Origin of the sequence: Halorubrum ejinorense, from assembly GCF_039522565.1 — an archaeon.
Lineage (GTDB): Archaea > Halobacteriota > Halobacteria > Halobacteriales > Haloferacaceae > Halorubrum > Halorubrum ejinorense.
In genome coordinates, this window is sequence record NZ_BAAADQ010000008.1 from 1 (window position 1) to 18,669 (window position 18,669).

At 69.5% G+C, this 18,669-nt stretch carries 21 protein-coding genes and 1 tRNA gene; 10 read left to right on the forward strand and 12 right to left on the reverse strand.

All coding sequences use genetic code 11. The features are described 5' to 3' along the window. The first annotated feature begins 166 nt into the window (after window positions 1-166). Complete coding sequence (locus tag ABDZ89_RS08500) at window positions 167-688, forward strand: nucleoside deaminase (protein ID WP_343778263.1); 522 nt, start codon at window positions 167-169, stop codon at window positions 686-688. After that, a complete protein-coding gene (locus ABDZ89_RS08505) occupies window positions 685-1,755 on the forward strand; it encodes a carbohydrate kinase family protein (RefSeq protein ID WP_343778264.1) in 1,071 nt (356 codons plus the stop codon). The genes ABDZ89_RS08500 and ABDZ89_RS08505 overlap by 4 nt, the downstream gene beginning before the upstream one ends. A gap of 18 nt (window positions 1,756-1,773) precedes the next feature. Here the strand turns inward: ABDZ89_RS08505 and ABDZ89_RS08510 are convergent, their stop codons facing one another. Then, a complete protein-coding gene (locus ABDZ89_RS08510) occupies window positions 1,774-2,601 on the reverse strand; it encodes a BtpA/SgcQ family protein (RefSeq protein ID WP_343778265.1) in 828 nt (275 codons plus the stop codon). Between the two features lie 76 nt (window positions 2,602-2,677). On the opposite strand from ABDZ89_RS08510, the gene ABDZ89_RS08515 reads away from it, so the two are divergent. The 3 genes from ABDZ89_RS08515 (at window position 2,678) to ABDZ89_RS08525 (ending at window position 4,116) form a co-directional block, all read left to right on the forward strand. Continuing rightward, window positions 2,678-3,145: a DUF7124 domain-containing protein gene (locus ABDZ89_RS08515; protein WP_343778266.1), complete on the forward strand. Its 468-nt coding sequence runs from the start codon at window positions 2,678-2,680 to the stop codon at window positions 3,143-3,145. Between the two features lie 89 nt (window positions 3,146-3,234). Continuing rightward, a complete protein-coding gene (locus ABDZ89_RS08520) occupies window positions 3,235-3,582 on the forward strand; it encodes a 4a-hydroxytetrahydrobiopterin dehydratase (RefSeq protein ID WP_343778267.1) in 348 nt (115 codons plus the stop codon). 51 nt (window positions 3,583-3,633) lie between these two features. Further along, window positions 3,634-4,116, forward strand: coding sequence for a hypothetical protein (locus ABDZ89_RS08525; RefSeq protein WP_343778268.1), 483 nt, complete (start codon window positions 3,634-3,636; stop codon window positions 4,114-4,116). Between the two features lie 22 nt (window positions 4,117-4,138). Here the strand turns inward: ABDZ89_RS08525 and ABDZ89_RS08530 are convergent, their stop codons facing one another. The 7 genes from ABDZ89_RS08530 to idi form a co-directional block, all read right to left on the reverse strand. Next, window positions 4,139-5,056, reverse strand: coding sequence for an ATPase (locus tag ABDZ89_RS08530; RefSeq protein WP_343778269.1), 918 nt, complete (start codon window positions 5,054-5,056; stop codon window positions 4,139-4,141). Between the two features lie 2 nt (window positions 5,057-5,058). Next, window positions 5,059-5,373, reverse strand: coding sequence for a DUF5827 family protein (locus ABDZ89_RS08535; RefSeq protein ID WP_343778270.1), 315 nt, complete (start codon window positions 5,371-5,373; stop codon window positions 5,059-5,061). 426 nt (window positions 5,374-5,799) lie between these two features. Then, window positions 5,800-6,399 (reverse strand): superoxide dismutase, encoded by a 600-nt coding sequence (gene sod / locus ABDZ89_RS08540; protein WP_343778272.1) that lies wholly within the window; start codon window positions 6,397-6,399, stop codon window positions 5,800-5,802. 347 nt (window positions 6,400-6,746) lie between these two features. Continuing rightward, window positions 6,747-6,932 (reverse strand): hypothetical protein, encoded by a 186-nt coding sequence (locus ABDZ89_RS08545; RefSeq protein ID WP_343778273.1) that lies wholly within the window; start codon window positions 6,930-6,932, stop codon window positions 6,747-6,749. Window positions 6,933-7,302: 370 nt separating this feature from the next. Further along, window positions 7,303-7,386, reverse strand: a tRNA-Ser gene (locus tag ABDZ89_RS08550). 77 nt (window positions 7,387-7,463) lie between these two features. Continuing rightward, complete coding sequence (locus tag ABDZ89_RS08555) at window positions 7,464-8,219, reverse strand: DUF2064 domain-containing protein (protein ID WP_343778274.1); 756 nt, start codon at window positions 8,217-8,219, stop codon at window positions 7,464-7,466. Between the two features lie 104 nt (window positions 8,220-8,323). Then, window positions 8,324-8,917 carry an isopentenyl-diphosphate Delta-isomerase gene (gene idi / locus ABDZ89_RS08560; RefSeq protein WP_343778275.1) on the reverse strand — a complete coding sequence of 198 codons (594 nt, stop codon included), beginning with the start codon at window positions 8,915-8,917 and terminating at the stop codon, window positions 8,324-8,326. A gap of 109 nt (window positions 8,918-9,026) precedes the next feature. On the opposite strand from idi, the gene ABDZ89_RS08565 reads away from it, so the two are divergent. Continuing rightward, entirely contained in the window at window positions 9,027-10,469 is a 1,443-nt protein-coding gene (locus ABDZ89_RS08565) for an ATP-binding protein (RefSeq protein ID WP_343778277.1), read from the forward strand. A 53-nt stretch (window positions 10,470-10,522) separates the two neighbouring features. Here ABDZ89_RS08565 and ABDZ89_RS08570 read toward each other — a convergent pair whose 3' ends face one another. Beyond that, window positions 10,523-11,098, reverse strand: coding sequence for a class I SAM-dependent methyltransferase (locus ABDZ89_RS08570; protein WP_343778279.1), 576 nt, complete (start codon window positions 11,096-11,098; stop codon window positions 10,523-10,525). Window positions 11,099-11,169: 71 nt separating this feature from the next. Between ABDZ89_RS08570 and ABDZ89_RS08575 the strand changes: the two genes are divergently transcribed. Continuing rightward, a complete protein-coding gene (locus ABDZ89_RS08575; protein WP_343778280.1) occupies window positions 11,170-11,796 on the forward strand; it encodes a GNAT family N-acetyltransferase in 627 nt (208 codons plus the stop codon). Between the two features lies 1 nt (window position 11,797). Here ABDZ89_RS08575 and ABDZ89_RS08580 read toward each other — a convergent pair whose 3' ends face one another. The 3 genes from ABDZ89_RS08580 to ABDZ89_RS08590 all read right to left on the reverse strand — a co-directional run bounded on the left by ABDZ89_RS08580 (window position 11,798) and on the right by ABDZ89_RS08590 (window position 14,106). Then, window positions 11,798-12,310, reverse strand: a complete 513-nt coding sequence (locus ABDZ89_RS08580; protein ID WP_343778281.1) for a TspO/MBR family protein — start codon at window positions 12,308-12,310, stop codon at window positions 11,798-11,800. A 50-nt stretch (window positions 12,311-12,360) separates the two neighbouring features. Continuing rightward, on the reverse strand, window positions 12,361-13,377 hold the full coding sequence (locus ABDZ89_RS08585; protein WP_343778282.1) for an AI-2E family transporter: 1,017 nt from the start codon (window positions 13,375-13,377) through the stop codon (window positions 12,361-12,363). Between the two features lie 132 nt (window positions 13,378-13,509). Next, the gene (locus tag ABDZ89_RS08590) at window positions 13,510-14,106 is read right to left on the reverse strand and encodes a DUF6149 family protein (RefSeq protein WP_343778283.1); all 597 of its coding nucleotides are present in this window, start codon (window positions 14,104-14,106) and stop codon (window positions 13,510-13,512) included. Between the two features lie 172 nt (window positions 14,107-14,278). On the opposite strand from ABDZ89_RS08590, the gene ABDZ89_RS08595 reads away from it, so the two are divergent. The 3 genes from ABDZ89_RS08595 (at window position 14,279) to ABDZ89_RS08605 (ending at window position 18,581) form a co-directional block, all read left to right on the forward strand. Continuing rightward, window positions 14,279-14,854 (forward strand): DUF1684 domain-containing protein, encoded by a 576-nt coding sequence (locus ABDZ89_RS08595; protein ID WP_343778369.1) that lies wholly within the window; start codon window positions 14,279-14,281, stop codon window positions 14,852-14,854. A gap of 153 nt (window positions 14,855-15,007) precedes the next feature. Next, entirely contained in the window at window positions 15,008-16,246 is a 1,239-nt protein-coding gene (locus tag ABDZ89_RS08600; protein ID WP_343778284.1) for an NAD(P)/FAD-dependent oxidoreductase, read from the forward strand. Window positions 16,247-16,367: 121 nt separating this feature from the next. After that, on the forward strand, window positions 16,368-18,581 hold the full coding sequence (locus ABDZ89_RS08605) for a PAS domain S-box protein (RefSeq protein WP_343778285.1): 2,214 nt from the start codon (window positions 16,368-16,370) through the stop codon (window positions 18,579-18,581). The last annotated feature ends 88 nt before the right edge of the window (window positions 18,582-18,669 follow it).

Here is an 18,669-nt window from a genome sequence, read left to right on the forward strand (position 1 = left end):
CGGCGGCAGAATCATGGCTCCGAGCCTTCGCCGTCTGCTGGAACCGATGCTTAAGTTAACACGACCACGCGGACGCCGCCGACGCGGACGACGGGATGGACCGTCGCCCTCGGGAGCGACCGACGCCGGCACCAACCGTTAGGTGCCCCGAGGCGAACGTGAGGACATGACCGACGCGAACGCGGGCGACGACGTCGACGAGGTCCGCGACCTCGACGACCTGCCGGACGACCCGACCGACCGGGAGTACGTTGAGCGAACGATCCGACTCGCCGAGGCGGCCGTCGAGGCCGGGAACACGCCGTTCGGCGCGTTACTCGTCGTCGACGGCGAGGTGGTCCGCGAGGCGCGCAACGAGACGCGGACCGGCGACGACATCGCGGCGCACCCCGAGCTCGCGCTCGCCCGGTGGGCCGCGCGCGAACTCGACGACGACGAGCGGGCGGCCTGTACGATGTACGCCAGCACCGAGCCGTGCCCGATGTGCGCGACCGGCGTCCACTACGCCGGGCTCGGCCGGGTCGTCTTCGGCGTCGACGGCGGGACCCTCGGCGAGCTCACCGGCGGCGTGGTGCCGATTCCCTGCGAGGAGGTGATCCGGCGCGCCGGCGGCGAGACGACGGTCGAGGGACCGATCGCCGTCGACGCGGCGACGGCGGTCCACGAGTCGTTCTACGGGGAGCCGTGACCGCGGACGGGTCGCCGGCGGTCCTCGCCGTCGGCGCCGCGGCCATCGACGAGTGGTACGCCGTCAGCAACCTCCCGGAGCCGGACGGCGGCGCGTTCGCGAACGAGGTCACGACCGCGTTCGGCGGCGTCGGCGCGAACGTCGCGGTCGCACTTGACCGGCTCGGCCGCGACGCGGGGCTCGTCAGCCGCGTCGGCGACGACGAGTACGGGCGACGGGCCCGCGAGTACCTCGCCGACACCGGCGTCGACGCCACGCACGTCGCGGTCTGTGACGACTCCCACACCCGGTCGCTCATCCTCCGCGACCCGGACGGCGAACGGGCCATCGTGACCGCCGGCGAGAGCTTCCGCGGGCTCAGATTGGACGGCGACGCGCTCGCCGCGATGGCCGACGCCGACGCGGTCTTCCTCACCGCGTACACCCCCGACCGCGCGACGCGTCAGGTGCTCGACCGGGTCGAGTCCCTCCGCGCGGCCGCCGCCGGCGAACCGTCGAGCGCTCCCGCGCTCGTCTTCGACCTCTCGGGTCCGGTCGAGGAGCTGGTCGGTCGCGGGACGGAACCGGAGACCATCCACCGGATCCTCCACGCCGCCGACCTGTTCGTCGCCGGCGGCGTCGCCGCCCCCGCGTTCTTCGGCTCCGCGGCCGGCGCGGTCGACAGGATCGCCGCCGCACACGTCTCGGCGACCGGGTCACGACGAGGGCCGAGGGGCGGGCGGACCTGGCCTCGGGCCGTCCTCACGCACGGTGCCGACGGAATGACGGCGATCACGGGCGGTGAAGTCGAGGAGTTCGACGCGTTCGACGTCGAGACCGTCGACGCGACCGGCGCGGGCGACGCGTTCACCGCCGGCCTGATCGACCGGTGGATCGCGGGTGGCTCCGGTGTGAAAGGATCCGAGGGGCGCGACCCCGAAGAGCGCGACGACGTCGCGACGGGCGTCAGGTTCGCGGCCGCCGTCGCCGCGATCAACTGTACCGCGCGGTTCACGCAGCCGGGGCTGCCGAGTCGGAGCGACGTCGAGGCGTTCCTGGCCGAACGCGACGCGGCCGGTCGGGAGTGAGTCGAGAGTACAGGCCCGTCACCGCACCGCGTCGGCGGCCGCGACGAGGTCCGCGACGCGGTCGGCGTCGACGGGGCCCGTCGTCTCGCCGTCGCGCTTGAGCGCGGTGCCCACGATGGCGCCGTCGGCGACCGAGAGCAGGTCGGCGACCGTCTTGGCCGTGACGCCGCTGCCGACGAGGACAGGCGTGTCGAGGCCGTGTGACTCCCGCTCGGCGACGACGGACTCCAGGGCGTCGCGGTCGACCGCGTGGCCAGTTCCGGAGCCGGAGGCGATCACGGCGTCGGCGAGGCCGCGCTCGGCGGTGTCCGCGAACGACTCGGCCGTGTAGCCCGCCGGCGTCAGCGGCGCGGAGTGTTTCACGTCTGTGTCGGCGAAGACGCCGACGTCGACGCCCAGGCGGTCGCGCAGCCGGAGGGTCTCGTGGGCTCGCCCCTGTACGATCCCCTGATCCGTCACGCGGGCGCCGGTGTGGACGTTCACGCGGACGAAGTCGGCGTCGACCGCGGCGGCGACCGAGAGGGCCGCCTCGGCGTCGTTCCGGAGGACGTTGATCCCGAGCGGGAGGTCCGTCTCGGCAGCGACCGCGGTCGCGGCGCGGGTCACGGCGGCGACGACGTGGGGCGGGACCTCGTCGGGGTAGAACGGCGCGTCGCCGAAGTTCTCGATCACGATACCGTCGACGCCGCCGCGGTCGAGCGCCCGCGCGTCGCTCGCCGCCCGGTCGACCGCCGCCCGCATCGCCTCGCGGCCGTCGTCCGGCGCGCGCGGCGCGCCCGGCAGCGGCGGGAGGTGGACCATGCCGAGGAGCGGCTCGGCCGTGCCGAAGGTGGATTCGAACTCCATCGTCGGGCCCGACGAGTCGACCGGGCATAAGCCTCCCCACAGCGTTTAGGCCGCGGGTCGTGTGGGTTCGGTCGAGATGGGAATCGACGTGACGGAGCCCGGAGACGGAGAGGTGACGCTCGTCTTCTCGCTCGGCGCCGCGCGGTCGCTCGCCGACCCGGCCGCGGCGTTCGCCGACGCGCGCCGGTGGAGCCGTCACGTCGGGATCGTCGCGAACGAGGCCGACGCGGTCGCCGAGTTCGCTCGGTCATACGGGGTCGACAACGACTACGCGCTCACGAGTTGGGACAAGTGGGGGACGCTCGCGGACGTCCGCGACGAGAGCGACGCCCCGCGACGAGTGTTCGTCGGCACGACGCGCGCCGACGAGCGCGTCGCGACCGACACGGGCTACGAGTTCCTCACCGTCGACGAGGCCGCCGAGAAGGCGGACTGGACGCTCACCGAGCCGGGGACGCCCGGGGGGACGACGCGAAGCGGCTCGGGGGGACGGCTCGCGAGGCTGCGGCGGGCGCTTCGGGAGGCGCTCTCTCGGTTCCGGTGACTCCGCTCGCCGGTCGGCCGCGGAACGACCGGCCGCCGGACGCTCCTCGCCCACCGAAAGTACAAACCGCTCGTCGCCCAACGTGAGGTATGTCCTCACCGCTCGCGGACGAGCCGGTCGAGCCGGCCGGCGACGACGCGGAGCCGCTCACCGAAGACGAGTACGCCGACCACTTCGCCGAACTCGGCGACGCGTGGGAGGTAATCGACGGCCATCACCTGGAGGCGAGCTACGAGTTTCCCGACTTCGAGAGCGCGTTGGCGTTCACGAACGAGGTCGGGGAACTCGCCGAACGGGAGTGGCACCACCCGGACATCGCGCTGTCTTGGGGGGAGGTCGGAGTCGAGCTGTGGAGCCACGAGGTGGGCGGGCTCACCCGCGCCGACTTCGTGATGGCGGCGAAGATGGACCGACTGTACGCGGACGCCGAGGAGTGATCTGACACATCAACGAACGAGTTTAAACCCCTCCCGGCGAAACGAAGGGTAATGAGCGAGAACGTCTTCCTGGTCCCGATCGACCCGGAGAACTTCGACCGAACGGTCCGGTCCGCCGTCGATCTGACCAACTACGCGGACCGTCCCGAACCCCTCGCGGACCTCGACGAGGCCCGTCTGTGGGCCGTCGACGACGACAGCGGCAACGGGTCGACGTTCGAGAAGATGGAATCCGGCGACCTCCTGTTGTTCTACACGGACGACGAGTACATCGCGACCGCGCGCGTCGGCGAGACGTTCGAAGACGACGACCGCTGGGCGAGCGGGACGTTCTGGACCGCCTTCCCGACCACGCGCGTCTACACGGTCACCGACTACAACCCCGTCTCCGCGCCCAAGCGCGCCGTCAACCGGATCTTCGACTACTCGTCGACGTACACGCCCGGCTTCATGCGCGTCGCGGACAGCCGGGTCACCGCCGACCTCTCGTCGATCGAGTCCGCGCTGAACCACTACACGAAGCGGAACGCCTGAACCGGCGGTCGCGGACTCCTTCTTACCGCTCGTCGACCGCGGTCGTGAGCGACTCGTACGCCTGTTCGTACCGCGCCGCGATCCGGTCGGGATCCCCGCGAACGTCGCCGGGCAGCGCCGGGAGCGCGACCGTCGAGAGCGGTTCGATCATCTCCGTGACCGCGTCGACGTGCTCCTCGCGACTCCCCTCGCGCGGGCTCCCGGCGGCGACCGCTCGCGCCTTCGCGTACCGGTCGCCCGCGTAGAGACGGGCGCGGCCGGGGTCGACGACGGCGACCGCGTCGGGCGCGACCGGGCCGTCGCGGGGGAGCGTCCCCGCGACGTCGGCGTACGACTCGACAACGACCGGGACCGGCGTCCGCGCCACGCGCGCGGCGAGGCGTTCGATCGCGGGGAGGTGCGCCTCGGCCATCGCCTCGTTGAACGCCGGCACGTCGCGCACGCGAGTCGCGTCCGCGAGGGGGAGCCGCTCCGTGAGCGCCTCGGGAAGCAGCCCCGTCTCCTCGGCCGCCCCGTTGACGACGAACCGCGACCCGGAGTCGGTCGTCACGCGGTCACAGAGGAAGGTGCGGTCGGCGTCGCCCAGCATTCCCGTTCGGCCCGGGGTCGGTCGCCAGAGACGGTGAACGGGATTGACCGACTCGGGGGTGACCGTCGAGGGCGACGGCGACGAGTCGTCGACCGCCGTCAGGGCGCGGGTGTTCGCGGCCGCGAGGGTCCGGGCGTCCTTGCCGTAGAGGCGTCCGCGGTCGGTCGCGACTCGGTAGTCGTCGTGATCGAACCAGTAGTCGTTGCCGGCGCGGGGTTTGACGCCGACCGCGTCGCCCGCGCGCTCGGCGAGGTGTGCGACCAGTCCCGCGGAGAACGTCGTCTTCCCGGCGTCGACGCGCGAGCCGCCGGCGACGAGGTACACCGGCGGTTCCGAGGCGCCCCCGGTCACGCTCACTCGTCGGCGGCGGCGTCGGTCGCCGCCTCCGCCGCGTCCTCGGCCTCGGGTGCGAGTCCGTAGTACCCCGGGCCGTCCTCCTCCAGCGGCTCGGCGACGACCATGCCGTCGGCGTGGACCATCACCCACGGGACGGCCCAGTCGACCAACACCGCCTCGGTGTCGGGGTCGACCTCGGCGTCCGGTTCGAGCCCCTGAAGGAGGCGACCGATCTCGGGCACGGTGTACATCTGGTCCGGGTCGAACAGCTCTGCCGGTTCGTAGAAGTCGCACGGGTAGGTGGCGTCGAACGCCGACTTCGGTTCGGGCATGCGCGGGTGTACGCGACGGCGTCCGTAAACGCTGCCGATACGGTTCGAATCGATCCGACACCACTCGATCCGATGCGGTGGCGCGTGCCTGCGAGCGGCCGACAGGTCTCGATCAGCACGCGCGAGGGGATCGCGCCCGCTTTTAACCGGCCGCGACGAGGCTGGGGAGGTGAGAGGTGCTGTGCGGAACGGTGCGGGGTGGGACTCAAAGGGGCAGTCGCGAGGCGACTGGGGCTTTAGAGGTGTTCACCGCCAATTGCGGTCTGGTATTTATCAGCGAGCAGCTGGGATTTCGTGGTGTTCTCAGCCGTTCGATCGGCGACCCCAGTTATAAATCACCAACCGGAACGGACCCATCGCTCACCGGGCGACGTACTGCGAAAAAATGCGGATCTCGACGCGCGTAACGCGCCCTCTCGGACGCGCTTACTCGAACAGCTCGACGGCCTGCTCGTAGCGAGCGACCGGCTCCTCCCAGTCGACGACCTCGAAGAAGTTGTCGACGAACTCGCCGCGAGCCGGACCGTAGTCGTGGTAGTAGGAGTGCTCCCAGACGTCCAGCGCGAGGACGGGGTGACCGCCCCAGACCGCGCCCTGGTCGTGCTTGTCGACCACGACGTTGCGGAGCTGATTCGAGAACGTGTCGTACACCAGCAGCGCCCATCCGCTCGCCGCGCCCGCCGCGGCTTCGAACTCGCCCTTCCAGGCCTCGTAGGAGCCGAAGTCCTCGGCGATGCGGTCGGCGAGCGCACCCTCGGGCTCGTCGCCGCCCTCCGGCGACATGTTCTGCCAGAACAGGTCGTGGAGGATGTGACCCGAGGAGTTGTGGGTCACGTTGCGGATGGCGCCGGCCGACGAAGAGAAGTCGTGCGACTCACGGTTCTCTTCGAGCGTCTCTTCGGCGGAATTCCAGCCGTTTACGTACCCCTGATGATGGGTGTCGTGATGCCATTCGAGCACCTGCTCGGAGATGTGCGGTTCCAGCGCGTCGTAATCGTACGGTAGCGGATCGAGTTCGTAGCTCATGCTTGTATCACCTATCACGAACATGTGTCGGAACGCTGTTAAAGATAATGCGGCACGTGATAGCACGCGTCACCAGACGTGAGTGTTACCGGATGGTTCGTGCCGGCAGCGGTGTCGTTGCGGTTCCGGCCGGAATCAGCGGCCCGCGGAGCGACACCCGGAGTAAAGCCGTGTAACTGATTTCGGTTTCTACCGGTCGAGATGCGCAGACAGCGATGCCTTCGGATCGCAGTCTCGGGGGCGAGCCGAAGGGGGACCGACTCCGACCGGAGTTCCGAACGAAAAGTGATGTCACCGTCCGCCGCGGCGACCGCAACCGGGGAGTTCGGCCCGGAAGCAGGAAGGGGTCAGTTCGACGTTTCGCTCAACAGGCTCCGTACGCCGTCGACGAAGGTATCGAGGATGTCGAGCAGCTGCGTGAGGAACTCGATTTCGCTGTCCGTGGGTACGATGCCCGTTTCGGCGCTGGCAACGCCGGTAAACAGCAGCAACACGGTCCCGAAGGCGATCGATAACCAGAGTGTCCGATTCATGTACAACTGAATGAACCCACAATGGAAGTAGCTTTGGACGTGCCCGCAGTATTCGGCGCGGTCGCCGGCAGAACTCGAGTTTTCGTACAGAACACAGGCGCGAAAGTGCGCGGCGCTCGACACGGTGGGACTGGGATTTGAACCACGGTCGCTCCCTTCCAGTCGCTCTCTGATTCAAATCCCGCACGAATCGCGTCCGGCGCGGAGTTGCGCCGGACGCATCACGGTGGGACTGGGATTTGAACCGGTGCCAGACGGTCGCCCTCGCTGCTCGCGGCTCCGCCGCTCGCTTCCGCTCGGGCGCTGCGACTGGCAGGGCTCAAATCCACGCACGGAACTCGCGCGGCGCGAAAGTGCGCGGCGCTCGACACGGTGGGACTGGGATTTGAACCCAGGAAGCCGTGAGGCTACCTGCTTTCAAGGCAGGCGCAATGGGCCGCTCTGCCATCCCACCACACTTCGACGCTCGGGAGCGTCCGACTAATGAATATCGGTGTTCGTCCGGGCCGACCGCGCGACGGCTGAGGACCGTCAGTCCCGGACGATCTGCTGTTCGCCGTCCTCGACCGTCACGTCGAGGCCGTGTTCGTGGACGAACGCCGCGGTGTAGTCGGGAACCACGCGCTCGGCGGCGAACCGCGCCCGCAACATCGGCACCACGTCGAAGAGGTCCGCGCCGGTCTCCAGCGACGGGGACGGCTCCACGAAGTCGACGGAGCGGTCCGCGTCGCGGCCGCGCTCAGCGAGCGTCGGCAGGGCCGGCGCCTCGAACGCCCCGTCGAAGTCGATCGGTTCGGTGAAGCCGGCGAAGTACGCCCGCCCGTCCGAGGAGGGGCCGATCACGACTTCGGTGGTCCGGAGCTTCATCGCCGCGGAGTCGACGATAGTCCGTGACAGCAGCGGCGCGGTCGGCGTGACGACCGCGACCGAGTCGGCGCCCTCCTCGCGCAGGAGGTGGGTGACGGTGTTCCCGGCGCGCGCGCCGAACGAGGAGCCGACCTGTCGCTCGAAGCGGACGCCGTCCGTGCCGCCGAGGGTGTCGGCGACGAGCGTGCGCAGTTCGGCCTCGGGCTTCGTGTCGGTCCGGTGGGCCGCGGGGAGGTCCTCTTCGTCGGGGTAGTTGACGAGGAGTTCGCCGCCGGAGCGCTCGACCGCGAGGACGGCGTCGCGGAACTGGGCCTCGTAGAGGTCGGCGGCCTCGGCGGTCGAAAGCGGCGTCGACTCGGCGAGCGCGGTTCCGACGAGCCCCTCGCGGGGCGGGTTCGCCAGCAGGGCGACGACGGTCATACCTGATGGCGGCTCGGGAGCGCCTTCAACTCGCCGCTTCGATCCGGCGAGCGCGACCGAGAGAAGGAACCGCGAGACGGGCGGAGATCGGGTCCCGAGACCGGTCAGGCGAAGTCGCGCCGCATCGCGATCTCGAACCACGGACAGAGTCGGAGCTGGCGGTACAGCTCGGGGTGCTCGTGGAGGTGTTCGTAGTCGGCCCACAGCATGCCGCCGATCTCGTCGTCGTCGGGGTCGAGCGAGGTGTCGTCGAGGGTGACTTTCAGCACCGCACAGACCTCCCATTCGACGCCCTCGTTGGGGTAGTACCGCTTGTACTCGAACTTGTCCGTCACGCGGAGGTCGTCGTACTGGTCGGGCGAGATCCCGAGCTCCTCCTCGAGGCGCTGTTCGGTCGCGTCCTCCTGCGACTGCCCCTCGACCGGGTGGGAGGCGACGGTGCCGTCCCAGTGGCCGTCCCACAGGCGCTTGTTCGGCGCGCGCTGGGCCAGGAGAATTCGACCCTCGGTGTCGAAGACGAGACACGTGAACGCGCGGTGACGGATCCCGTCGCCGGTGTGCGCGTCGAGCCGGTTCACCGTGCCCTGCGCGACGTCGTCCGGGTCGACGGCGATGACGTCCTGAAGCGCGTTCTCGTGGTCGGTCTCGCTCGCGCCGCCGCCGGGGTCTCCCGCCGCAGTCGCGTCTTCGGAACTCATGCGCGTTACGTCGCGCACCAGGGCTAATAAGGGTTCGATACGCCGCCCGGCGGTCGACCCCGCCGGCGCTTCGACGGTCTTAACCGCATCCCGGCGCTACTAGACCCGGATGAGTGACCCGGCGCTCGACGTCGTCGAGTTCGTGTTGACGACGCACTTCTACACGGAGGACCGCGACCTCGACGAGAACGATCTCCCACCTCGCTTTCGGCAGGTGTTCTGGTCGGCCGACGCCGCCGAGGACGCTCCCGGCGGCGTGGAGCGACCGCTGAAAGCGACGGACGAGACGACCCGCACCGCGACCGGTGTCGAGCGACCGTGGGACGCCGTCTCAGACCTCCTTTTCACCCAACGGACGGAGTTCTCGGGCGAGATATCGCTGACACAGCCGGCGATGGGGCTGGAGTGGTACCGCGACCGCGCGGACGACGAGCGGATCGCGGGCAACCCCACGATCGTCGCCGCCCTGGAGGACGCGGGCGACCTCAGCCCCCCGGTGACCCACGAGGAGGCGAGATCGGACGTGCGGCCGATCCAGGCCGACCGCGTCTGGATCGACGCGCTGCTCGGGGAGTACTTCGACGAGGACGACGACGCGGAGATGCTCGACCTCGTCAACGTCCGCGCGCCCGAGGAGATCGAGACCACGCTCGCCGACCTCGTGTTGACCGGCGATCAGGAGGGCGAGATACAGAAGATCGTCAAGGCGATCGAACACCGCGAGTACCTCGCGAGCATCGGGCTCCGCGAGATCGGGAAGCTGCTGTTCGTCGGCCCGCCGGGGACCGGGAAGACGACCGTCTCGCGCGCGCTCGCTCACGAACTCGGACTCCCGTTCGTCGAGGTCAAACTCTCGATGATCACGAGCCAGTACCTCGGCGAGACGTCGAAGAACGTCGAGAAGACCTTCGAGGTCGCCAAGCGGCTCTCTCCGTGTATCCTCTTCATCGACGAGTTCGACTCCGTGGCGAAGACCCGCCGCTCGGACGAACACGCCGCCCTGAAGCGCGCGGTCAACACCCTCCTCAAGTCGATCGACGAGGTGTCGCTGGTCCGCGACGAGGTCCTCCTCATCGGCGCGACGAACCACCCCGACCAGCTCGACGCCGCCGCGTGGCGCCGGTTCGACGAGATCGTCAACTTCCCCAAGCCGGACCGCGACATGCGCGCCGACATCCTCCGCGTGGTCACCAAGGAGATGAAGATCGCCGACTTCGACCCCGAGGAGGTCGCAGACCGCACGAGCGGGCTCACCGGATCCGACCTCCGGATGGTGCTCCGGGAGGCCGTCCTCGGCGCGCTCACCGAGGACCGGATGACGATCACCCAAGCGGACGTGATGGCGGCGGTCGAGGACTTCGAGGAGCGCGACAACCTCAAGAACATGGACATGATCGACGGCGAGGGCGCCGAAGTCCTCGGCGAGACCGGCGCGAACGACGCCCACGACCACGGCGACCACGACCACGCCCACGGCGAGGAGGGCGGACACGGGGAAGGGTCGGCAGACGCGAGCCCCGGCGCCGAACCGCACGGACGAACGCAGGACTGAGGCCGCTGTTTTTCCGATCGGGACCGTCTCCAGCACGGAGGGCGTCTCTCCCGCTACCGCCGAACGCCGACGACCGTGTAGCCGAAGCCGCGGTCGACGATCCGGGGATCGAGGTCGACGGCGTCCATCGCGTCCGCGAGCGCCGCCGGCGTGTAGAACCGAGAGCCCATCCCGATCGCGTGCTCGCCGGCGACTAGCACCCGCCCGAGGAGGGTTTCGGGGTCGAACTCGCGGACGACGAGCGCGCCGCCGGGCGCGAGCACGCGCGCCGCCTCCGCGAGCGCGGCCTCTCGGTCCGGCAGGTGATGGAGCGCGTCGACGACCGTGACCGCGTCGACGCTCCCGTCGCGGAACGGGAGTCGTCCGGCGTCGACGGCGACCCCGTCGAGGCCGCGGACGCGCCGCGCCCGCGAGAGCATTCCGAGGGAGGCGTCGGCGACCGTGATCTCCGGGCCGATCAGCGCGGCCGCCGCTCGGCCCGACCCGCCGCCCACGTCGATGAGACGCTCGATCGGGCGCGCGGCGTGATCGAGGCCGGCGGCGAGCGCCGCGCCGTCCGCCGAGGGCATCACGAGGTCGTACAGGGGGGCTATCCGGTCGAAGAAGTCCACGTCGCCGAGGCCGTACATACGCGGAGCGAGCGCCCGGACGGGCAAAGAGCCACCGACCCCATTTATCCGCTCGACGCCGTATGAGACCCATGGAGTACGCGCTCGTCTGTCGTCCCGGCGAGGGGGCGACCCTGCGACTGGACTACCGAGCGTTCGCGTACGCCGGGAAGTTCGTCGTCGGCGCGCCGGGGAAGTCGGTGATCCGAACGGCGGACGGGAGCCCGGCGGCGCCCGGCTGGCAGCCCGACGAGCCGCTGCCGGACACGGTCGACCCCGAGGCGTTCGACGACGAGGTCGTCGCGGCCGTCTCCTTCTCGCCCGACCGCACCGACCCCGACTGCTGTCGGCTCCGATACGTCACGGTCCACGCGGCGCGGCGGGGCGAGGAGGTGGGCCCGCGGCTGATCTGCGAGACCGCCGCCGACCTCGCCGCCGACGGCTTCGATCGCGTGAAGATCGCCGTGAACAACCCGTTCGCCTACGAGGCGTGTCACAAGTGCGGCTTCGCCTACACGGGAGAGCGGACGGGCATCGCCGAGTTGGAGCTTGAACGGCCGACCGCGACGGCCGCGCCCGTCGAGCCCGAGCGGTACCGCGAGGGGCTGGCGGCGTTCCGCGAGACCGACGGGGAACTGACCCGCGCGGAGCGCCGGTTCGTCGCGGAGCGGCTGGAGCGCGGGCCGCCGGCGGTCGACGATGACGGGAGCGAGGGGTGAACTAGTTGAGCGCCCAGATGCCGTAGTTGAGCGCGGTCGCGAAACAGACCCACGCGAGGTACGGGACGAGCAGCGCCGCAGCCCGGCGGTCGATCCGGTCGAAGAGGGCGATGGTCGCGACGACCAGCGGAAGGAGGGCGACGAGGACGACGAGCCCGAGGCCGGGGCGTTCGAGCCCCCAGAAGACGGGCGACCACGCGACGTTGACCGCGAGCTGGACGCCGAACAGCGCGAGCGCGGTCCGGACGCGTCCCGCCGACGCCGCGCCGTCGCGGCCGGCGAAGTACACGATGGCGGCGGCGGTGCCGAGCAGGGCGTACAGGGTCGGCCAGACGACGCCGAACGCCCAGCTCGGCGGGTAGAAGCCGGGGAGTTCCAGCGCCGCGAACCAGGCGCTCCCGGTCGCGGTGAAGGGGACGCCCACCGCTCCGATCAGGTTGACCGCGACCGCCGCGGCCGCGATGATCAGCGCGTCTCGTCGGTCCGGAAGTCGTCCGGAGGTGGTCGTCGCCATATCGGCGGTACGTTCCGTACCCGGTTAAAGCCGAGTCGGCTCCGCGGGCGTCAGATCGCGTCGTAGTCCTCTCGAAACGTCTCCAGCGTGGCCGCGAGCACGCCGATCACGATAGGGCCCACGAAGAGCCCGGTGAACCCGACCGAGTAGATCCCGCCGAACACGCCGAGCAGGATGATCGCCGGGTTCAGGTGCGCCTGCTGGTCGATGACGAGCGGCCGCGCGTAGTTGTCGACCATCGCGATCACCGCGACGCCGTACACGGCGAGGAACACTCCGGCGGTCACCTGGTCGATGACCACGAGGTAGGCGGCCGCCGGTCCCCACACGAAGAAGGCGCCGATGAGCGGGAGGAGCGCCAGAACCGCCATCACGAACGTCCAGAACACCACGTTAGGGATGCCGGCGACCCACAGCCCGAGCCCGGCCACGAGGGCCTGAAGCAGCGCGACGACGATGTGACCGATGACGACGCCGCGAGTCATCACGTTCACGCGGTCGACGAGGTCCGCGGTGACGCCCGACGGCAGCGGGCTCGTCGCCCGGACCCACTTGACGAACGCCGGGCCGTCGATGAGCGTGTAGTACACTAAAAAGAGCGCGAGCGACAGCCCGACCGACGCTCGAATCGTCGTGGTGAACACGCCGCTCAAGCCGCCGAAAAGCGTCTGGACGAGGAGCTCGCCGATCATCTGGAGCGCGTCGCCGATCTCCGGGTCCTGTCCGGTGAGCGCCGCTATCTCCGCTTCGATCGCCGCGACGTCGATCGACGATTCACCGGCGGCGATCGCGGTCAGGTCACGGATGAAAACCCACGTGATGTACGCGACCGGGAGGATTACGGCGACGATAGAGGAGAGGATGAGCAGAAGCGCCGAGAGCGTCTCGCCGAACCGTGTCGAGAACCGAGCCCGGAGCCAGCGGGTGAGCCGCCGGTGGAACGGGTAGAGGATGAACGCGAGGATCGCCGAGGCGATCACGTATTCGACGAACGGGAGGATGACGAAGAGCGTCAGGAGCGCGACCGCGCCCATCAGGAGCAGGAGGAACGATTGCCCGCGGTTCATGCAGGTCCGTCTTCCCGGTAGGTTATAAACGTGGCCGGAGGGCGACCGCGAGCGCGTCGAGGGGGCGAAGGCGAGAGGCGAGACCGCGAGACGAGTGGTGAAGCGGGGCGCCGTCGTCTCGGCCCGACGGCGTCAGGCGCTCGCTTCGTCCTCGTCGAGGCCGGGCGCCGCCGCGGCGTCGACCTCGTCGGGCTCCTCGGTGTCGCCGCCGACGACCGTCTCGCCCTCGTCGGTCTCGACGTACACGTCGTCGGCGAAGCCGGCCAGCGCGTTCTCGTACTCGGGCGAGGCGAGCCTCTCGGGCGTTTCGGGCGCGTCGACGACGCCGTCGACCGGGCGGAACTCGCCGAGCGGGTCGTCGATCGTGATCCCGTAGTCGGCGAAGAAGGACTCGTACCGGCGGTAGTGCGCCTCCAGTTCGTCGCCCGGGATTTCCATCATCTCCGTCCAGCCGTGGTTGAAGAAGTCGAAGTTCGCCTGGACGTGCGTGATCTCGCGGGCCTCCGCCTCCGGGAACCCGTCCTCCAGCGCGGCGACGTACGTGTCCATCGTCGCGTCGAAGAAGCTGTCGAGGTGGTCGCGACGCTCCTCGCGGCGGTCCTCGTCGGCCTTGTTGAGGAAGATGCTCGTGTGGAGGTCGACCAGTTTGTCGTTGGCGACGTCGCCGACGACCGGCGTGGTCAACGCCTTCTTCGCGGCCCAGTGGCGGATGTTCTGCCGGATTTTCATACGCGTCGTTGGGACGGGACGCTCTTGAATCTGTGGCGTCGCGGTCGCCTCGGCCCGGCTCGCGAGGCCGTCTCGACGTGCCCTCGTGACCGACGCGAGCGCCGTGGTCGTGCGCGAAACCGACCGGACCGCGGAAGTATTACTGTTCGCAGGGACCGACACCGAGACAACGATGTCACCGAGCGAGGCCGACGACTGGGCGGGACAGGTCGAGGCACAGCGACGGGCGAAACGCGAACACTTCCGCGACTCGCCGCGGTCGCCGCTGCCGGCGTCGATGCGGGGCGACGCGTTCCCCGGCCTCGACTACTACGAGGCCGATCCCGCGTATCGGTTCGTCCTCCCGCTCCACGAACACGACGAGGCGGAGACGGTCACCGTCGAGACGACGGCGGACGGCGAGCAGACCTACAGCCGACTGGGCGAGTTCCGGTTCGCGGTCGACGGCGAGGAGGTGACGGTTCAGGCGTACCGACCCGTCGGCGGCGAGGACCGCCTCTGGGTGCCGTTCCGCGACGCGACCAGCGGCGAGGAGACGTACGGCGCGGGTCGATACCTCGATCTGGAGCCCGAACGCGACCGCGTCGACGGCGAGTGGGTGCTGGATTTCAACCTCGCGTACAACCCCACCTGCGCGTACAACCACGCGTACGAGTGCCCGCTCGTGCCGTCGGAGAACTGGCTCGACGTCGCGATCGAGGCCGGGGAGAAGGAGTTCCCCGCGGAGCCCGCCGGCGCGGATCACTGAGGGCGCCGACGGGGGCGTCGGGCGCCGGCCCGCGGAACGCGGTCGGTTGCGAGAGGCGTCCGAATCGGCGTTTTTCGCAGGCAGTGTGTGTGTTTGTCACGGTTTCGGACGCGGATGACAACCCACATTAACCATGAATCCGAACGCCGGGACATGAGCGATTCGTACGTGATCATCGGTGACGGTATCGCGGGCGCGTCCGCGGCCGAGACGCTCCGCGAGGAAGCGCCGGACGCCGATATCACGGTTCTCACGGACGAGGGTGAGTCCCTCTACAACCGGATCCTGATCAAAGAGTACGCGAAGGGGAAGCTCCCCGAGGCGCCCATCTCGATCCATCAGGAAGACTGGTACGACGACCACGACGTGGACCTCCGCCTCAACACGGTCGTCGTCGACATCGACGTCGAGAACGACGCGGTCCACACTCACGAGGGCGAGACCTTCGAGTACGACAGCCTCCTGCTCGCCATCGGCGGCACCCCCCAGCAGCTCCCGGTCGAGAACGCGGACGCTGACGGGATCCACCACTTCTGGACGTTCCAAGACGCCCGGAAGATCAAAGAGAGCGTCGAGGGGGCCGAGAGGGGCGTCATCGTCGGCGCGGGCCTGCTTGGTATCGACTTCGCGGCCATCTGCGGCGCGCAGGGCGTCGAGGCGAAGTATCTCATGCGCGGCGACAACTGGTGGCGCTACGCGCTCTCGGAGGAGGGCGCGAAGATCATGCACGACGCGATGCGCGAGCGCGGCGTCGAGCCCGTGTTCGGTTCCGGCGTCGACCACTTCGAGGTCGACGACGACGGCCACGTCGAGGCCGCCGTCGACCCGAACGGCGAGCGCTACGAGTGCGACTTCGCGGGCGTCGCCATCGGCCTGAATTTCAACACCGAACTCGTCGAGGACACGCCCTTAGCGCTCGACGACGGCATCGTCGTCGACGAGTTCATGCGCACCAACGTCGACAACGTGTACGCCGCGGGCGACATCACGAAATTCAACGACCTCATCCTCGGCGAGCACGCGAAGAACGGCTCGTGGGGGTCCGCGAAAGAGCAGGGATCGATCGCGGCGCGCAACATGATCGACTACGGCAGCGAGGAGTTCAAGTGGGTCTCCTCGTACTCGATCACTCACTTCGACTTCCCGTTCCTCTCGTTCGGCCACCCGACGCTCGGCGACGAGTCGGTGGAGGCGACCACCGCCGAGGGCGAGTGGCGCCGCGTCGCGCTGAAGGACGGAAAGGTCGTCGGCGGCGTGCTCATCGGCGACCTCTCGCCGCAGTCCGCGTTCAAACAGCTGATGCGCGAGGGACGCGACGTGAGCGGCCAGACCGACCGCCTCATGGAGCCCGGCTTCTCGGTCGACGACCTGCCGGCGTCGGCCGAGCAGTAGTCGCGGACCGCCCGTTCGGGGTCGGTGCCTGTGGCGCCGCGGCGCCACCCGCCCCGACTGCGCCGACCTCCGGACGACGGTTCAGACCGCTTTTCACGCTGTGTGCGTTAGACGTGCGTATATGACTCTGGGATCGTCACGCCCTCCCGACGACTTCTTCGCCTCCTTCGTCGAGGAGTGTTCTGACCCGGTCGTCTCTCTCGACCGCGAGGGGACGATCGTGTACGCGAATCCCGCCACCGATGCGGTTCTCGGCTACGATCCGGCCGACCTCCGCGGCCGGACCCTCGCCTCTTTCGTCGCGTCCGAGACGCCGGACGAACGGACACAGTCGGTCAGAGAGCGACTCGGGCAGGTCGAAGGGCTGGAGGGCCACGGGACCCTCTCGGTCCCGGTCCGGCACGCGGACGGCCACACCGTTACATTCTCGGTACGGTTTCACGAGCACGCACCCGGCAGCGAAGCCCCGAACCACGGGAGAGGGGACGGCCCCGAGGCGGCGGGGGACGACCCCGAGGCGGAGGGAGACGGGTCAGACGCCGTCTACACGGGCGTCTTCCGAGACGGCGTCGAGGAGGTCGGTGGGGCGGTGACCGAGACGTTCCGCAACCTCGTCGAACACGCCGGCCACGCCATCTACGTCACCGACGTCGACGGGACGATCCAGTACGTCAATCCGGCGTTCACCGACCATACCGGCTACGACGCCGACGAGGCGCTGGGCGAGACGCCGGCGATCCTCAACTCCGGCGAGATGCCCGGCGAGTACTTCGACGCGCTGTGGTCGACGCTGCTGGACGGCGAGGTGTGGGAAGAGGAGATCATCGACCGGCGGGACGACGGCGAGCTGTACCACGCCCATCAGACCATCGCCCCCGTCGTCGGCGAGGACGGCGAGGTCTCGCGGTTCGTGGCCATCCAGACGGATATCACCGAGCGGAAGGCGGCGATGGGACGGCTGAAACAGTACCGCGACATCGTCGAGCGACTCGACGACCCCGTCCTCCTCCAGAACCGCGACGGCGAGTTCGAACTGTTGAACGAGGCGGTGAGCGATTTCGCCGGCGTCGACCGCGAGGCGCTGTACGGCACCGACGAGTTCGCGTTCATGGGCCCGGAGGCGGCGGCGACCATCGACGAGCGGCGGCGGGCGGTGCTCGACACAGAGGAGGTGGCCGAATACGAGATCACGCCGACGTTTCCGAAGAGCGGTCGCGAGGCGACGTTCAGCACGCAGCGGTACCCCTACTACGACGCCGACGGCGACCTCGCGGGCACCTTCGCGATCTGTCGGAACATCACCGACCGCAAGGAGCGCGAACGCGACCTAGAACGGTACGAACGCGCGATCAACGGGGCGACCGACCTCATCGCTGCGGTGGACCGGAACGGCCGGCTCCTGTTCGCGAACCCGCAGTACCGCGCGTACCACGGGATCGAGGGCCGCGACGTGACCGACCTCACCCTCGCCGACGTCGTTCCCGAGGGGAGCTACGACCGTGTCGAGCGAGAGGTCGAACGCGCGCTCCGGGGCGAGACGGTCGAGTATCGGACGACTCGCACGCACCCGACCCGCGGGAGGCGGACGTTCGACGTGAGGTACTACCCGCTCGAAAGCCCCGGCGAAGAGAGCCCCGCCGGCGTCGTCGGCGTGCTGCGAGACATCACCGACAGCGAACACCGCGCCCGCCAGCTCCGGGTCGTCGACCGCGTTCTCCAACACAACCTCCGAAACGCCCTGACGGTGGTCCGGGGGCGGGCAGAGCAGATCGCGGCGGGGAACGCCGACCCCGCCGCCGCCGAGTACATCGTCTCGCGGGCCGACGACCTGCTGGAGACGAGCGAGAAGGCACACCACATCACCGAGATACTGAGCGACTCGCCGGAGACCGAGCCGGTCGACGTCGCACGGGTGGCTCGACAGGTCGTCGCCACCGCGGCCGAGGAGTTCCCGGACGCGGCGATAGAGGCGTCCGGACCGGACGACGGCGTCGCGAGGGCGTCGGCGACGACGTGGCTCTCGCGGGCGGTGGACGAGTTGGTCCGGAACGCGGTCCTTCACAGCGACCGGGACCGGCCGACCGTCGAGGTGTCTGTGGAGGCGAGCGCCGACTCGGTCGAACTCCGCGTCGCCGACGACGGTCCGGGGTTGACGGGGATGAACCGAGACGTGCTCGTCGACGGGACGGCGATCGACGCGCTGTACCACGGCAGCGGTCTCGGGCTCTGGCTCGTCTACTGGGTCATCCAGCAGTCCGGCGGCTCGGCGGCGGTCGAGACCGCGGACCCGCGCGGGACCGTCGTCACGCTCACGTTCCCCCGATCTGACGGCTGAAACGCCAGTCACCGCAGTTCCCGAACGGGAGACGAGCGTCGGCGCCGGCGTTCGCCGCGTAACGTTTATGATTAATCGTGGCATACGG

What these genes read in the sequence shown, in the direction of transcription:
- ABDZ89_RS08535 (WP_343778270.1), bottom strand. Translation starts at nt 5,373, where the DNA reads ATGCCCGAACCGAAGTCGGCGTTCGACGCCACCTACCCGTGCGACTTC.
- ABDZ89_RS08595 (WP_343778369.1), top strand. Translation starts at nt 14,279, where the DNA reads ATGTCACCGAGCGAGGCCGACGACTGGGCGGGACAGGTCGAGGCACAG.
- ABDZ89_RS08600 (WP_343778284.1), top strand. Translation starts at nt 15,008, where the DNA reads ATGAGCGATTCGTACGTGATCATCGGTGACGGTATCGCGGGCGCGTCC.
- sod (WP_343778272.1), bottom strand. Translation starts at nt 6,399, where the DNA reads ATGAGCTACGAACTCGATCCGCTACCGTACGATTACGACGCGCTGGAA.
- ABDZ89_RS08590 (WP_343778283.1), bottom strand. Translation starts at nt 14,106, where the DNA reads ATGAAAATCCGGCAGAACATCCGCCACTGGGCCGCGAAGAAGGCGTTG.
- ABDZ89_RS08570 (WP_343778279.1), bottom strand. Translation starts at nt 11,098, where the DNA reads ATGTACGGCCTCGGCGACGTGGACTTCTTCGACCGGATAGCCCCCCTG.
- ABDZ89_RS08585 (WP_343778282.1), bottom strand. Translation starts at nt 13,377, where the DNA reads ATGAACCGCGGGCAATCGTTCCTCCTGCTCCTGATGGGCGCGGTCGCG.
- ABDZ89_RS08515 (WP_343778266.1), top strand. Translation starts at nt 2,678, where the DNA reads ATGGGAATCGACGTGACGGAGCCCGGAGACGGAGAGGTGACGCTCGTC.
- ABDZ89_RS08510 (WP_343778265.1), bottom strand. Translation starts at nt 2,601, where the DNA reads ATGGAGTTCGAATCCACCTTCGGCACGGCCGAGCCGCTCCTCGGCATG.
- ABDZ89_RS08525 (WP_343778268.1), top strand. Translation starts at nt 3,634, where the DNA reads ATGAGCGAGAACGTCTTCCTGGTCCCGATCGACCCGGAGAACTTCGAC.
- ABDZ89_RS08520 (WP_343778267.1), top strand. Translation starts at nt 3,235, where the DNA reads ATGTCCTCACCGCTCGCGGACGAGCCGGTCGAGCCGGCCGGCGACGAC.
- ABDZ89_RS08545 (WP_343778273.1), bottom strand. Translation starts at nt 6,932, where the DNA reads ATGAATCGGACACTCTGGTTATCGATCGCCTTCGGGACCGTGTTGCTG.
- ABDZ89_RS08575 (WP_343778280.1), top strand. Translation starts at nt 11,170, where the DNA reads ATGGAGTACGCGCTCGTCTGTCGTCCCGGCGAGGGGGCGACCCTGCGA.
- ABDZ89_RS08555 (WP_343778274.1), bottom strand. Translation starts at nt 8,219, where the DNA reads ATGACCGTCGTCGCCCTGCTGGCGAACCCGCCCCGCGAGGGGCTCGTC.
- idi (WP_343778275.1), bottom strand. Translation starts at nt 8,917, where the DNA reads ATGAGTTCCGAAGACGCGACTGCGGCGGGAGACCCCGGCGGCGGCGCG.
- ABDZ89_RS08580 (WP_343778281.1), bottom strand. Translation starts at nt 12,310, where the DNA reads ATGGCGACGACCACCTCCGGACGACTTCCGGACCGACGAGACGCGCTG.
- ABDZ89_RS08565 (WP_343778277.1), top strand. Translation starts at nt 9,027, where the DNA reads ATGAGTGACCCGGCGCTCGACGTCGTCGAGTTCGTGTTGACGACGCAC.
- ABDZ89_RS08605 (WP_343778285.1), top strand. Translation starts at nt 16,368, where the DNA reads ATGACTCTGGGATCGTCACGCCCTCCCGACGACTTCTTCGCCTCCTTC.
- ABDZ89_RS08500 (WP_343778263.1), top strand. Translation starts at nt 167, where the DNA reads ATGACCGACGCGAACGCGGGCGACGACGTCGACGAGGTCCGCGACCTC.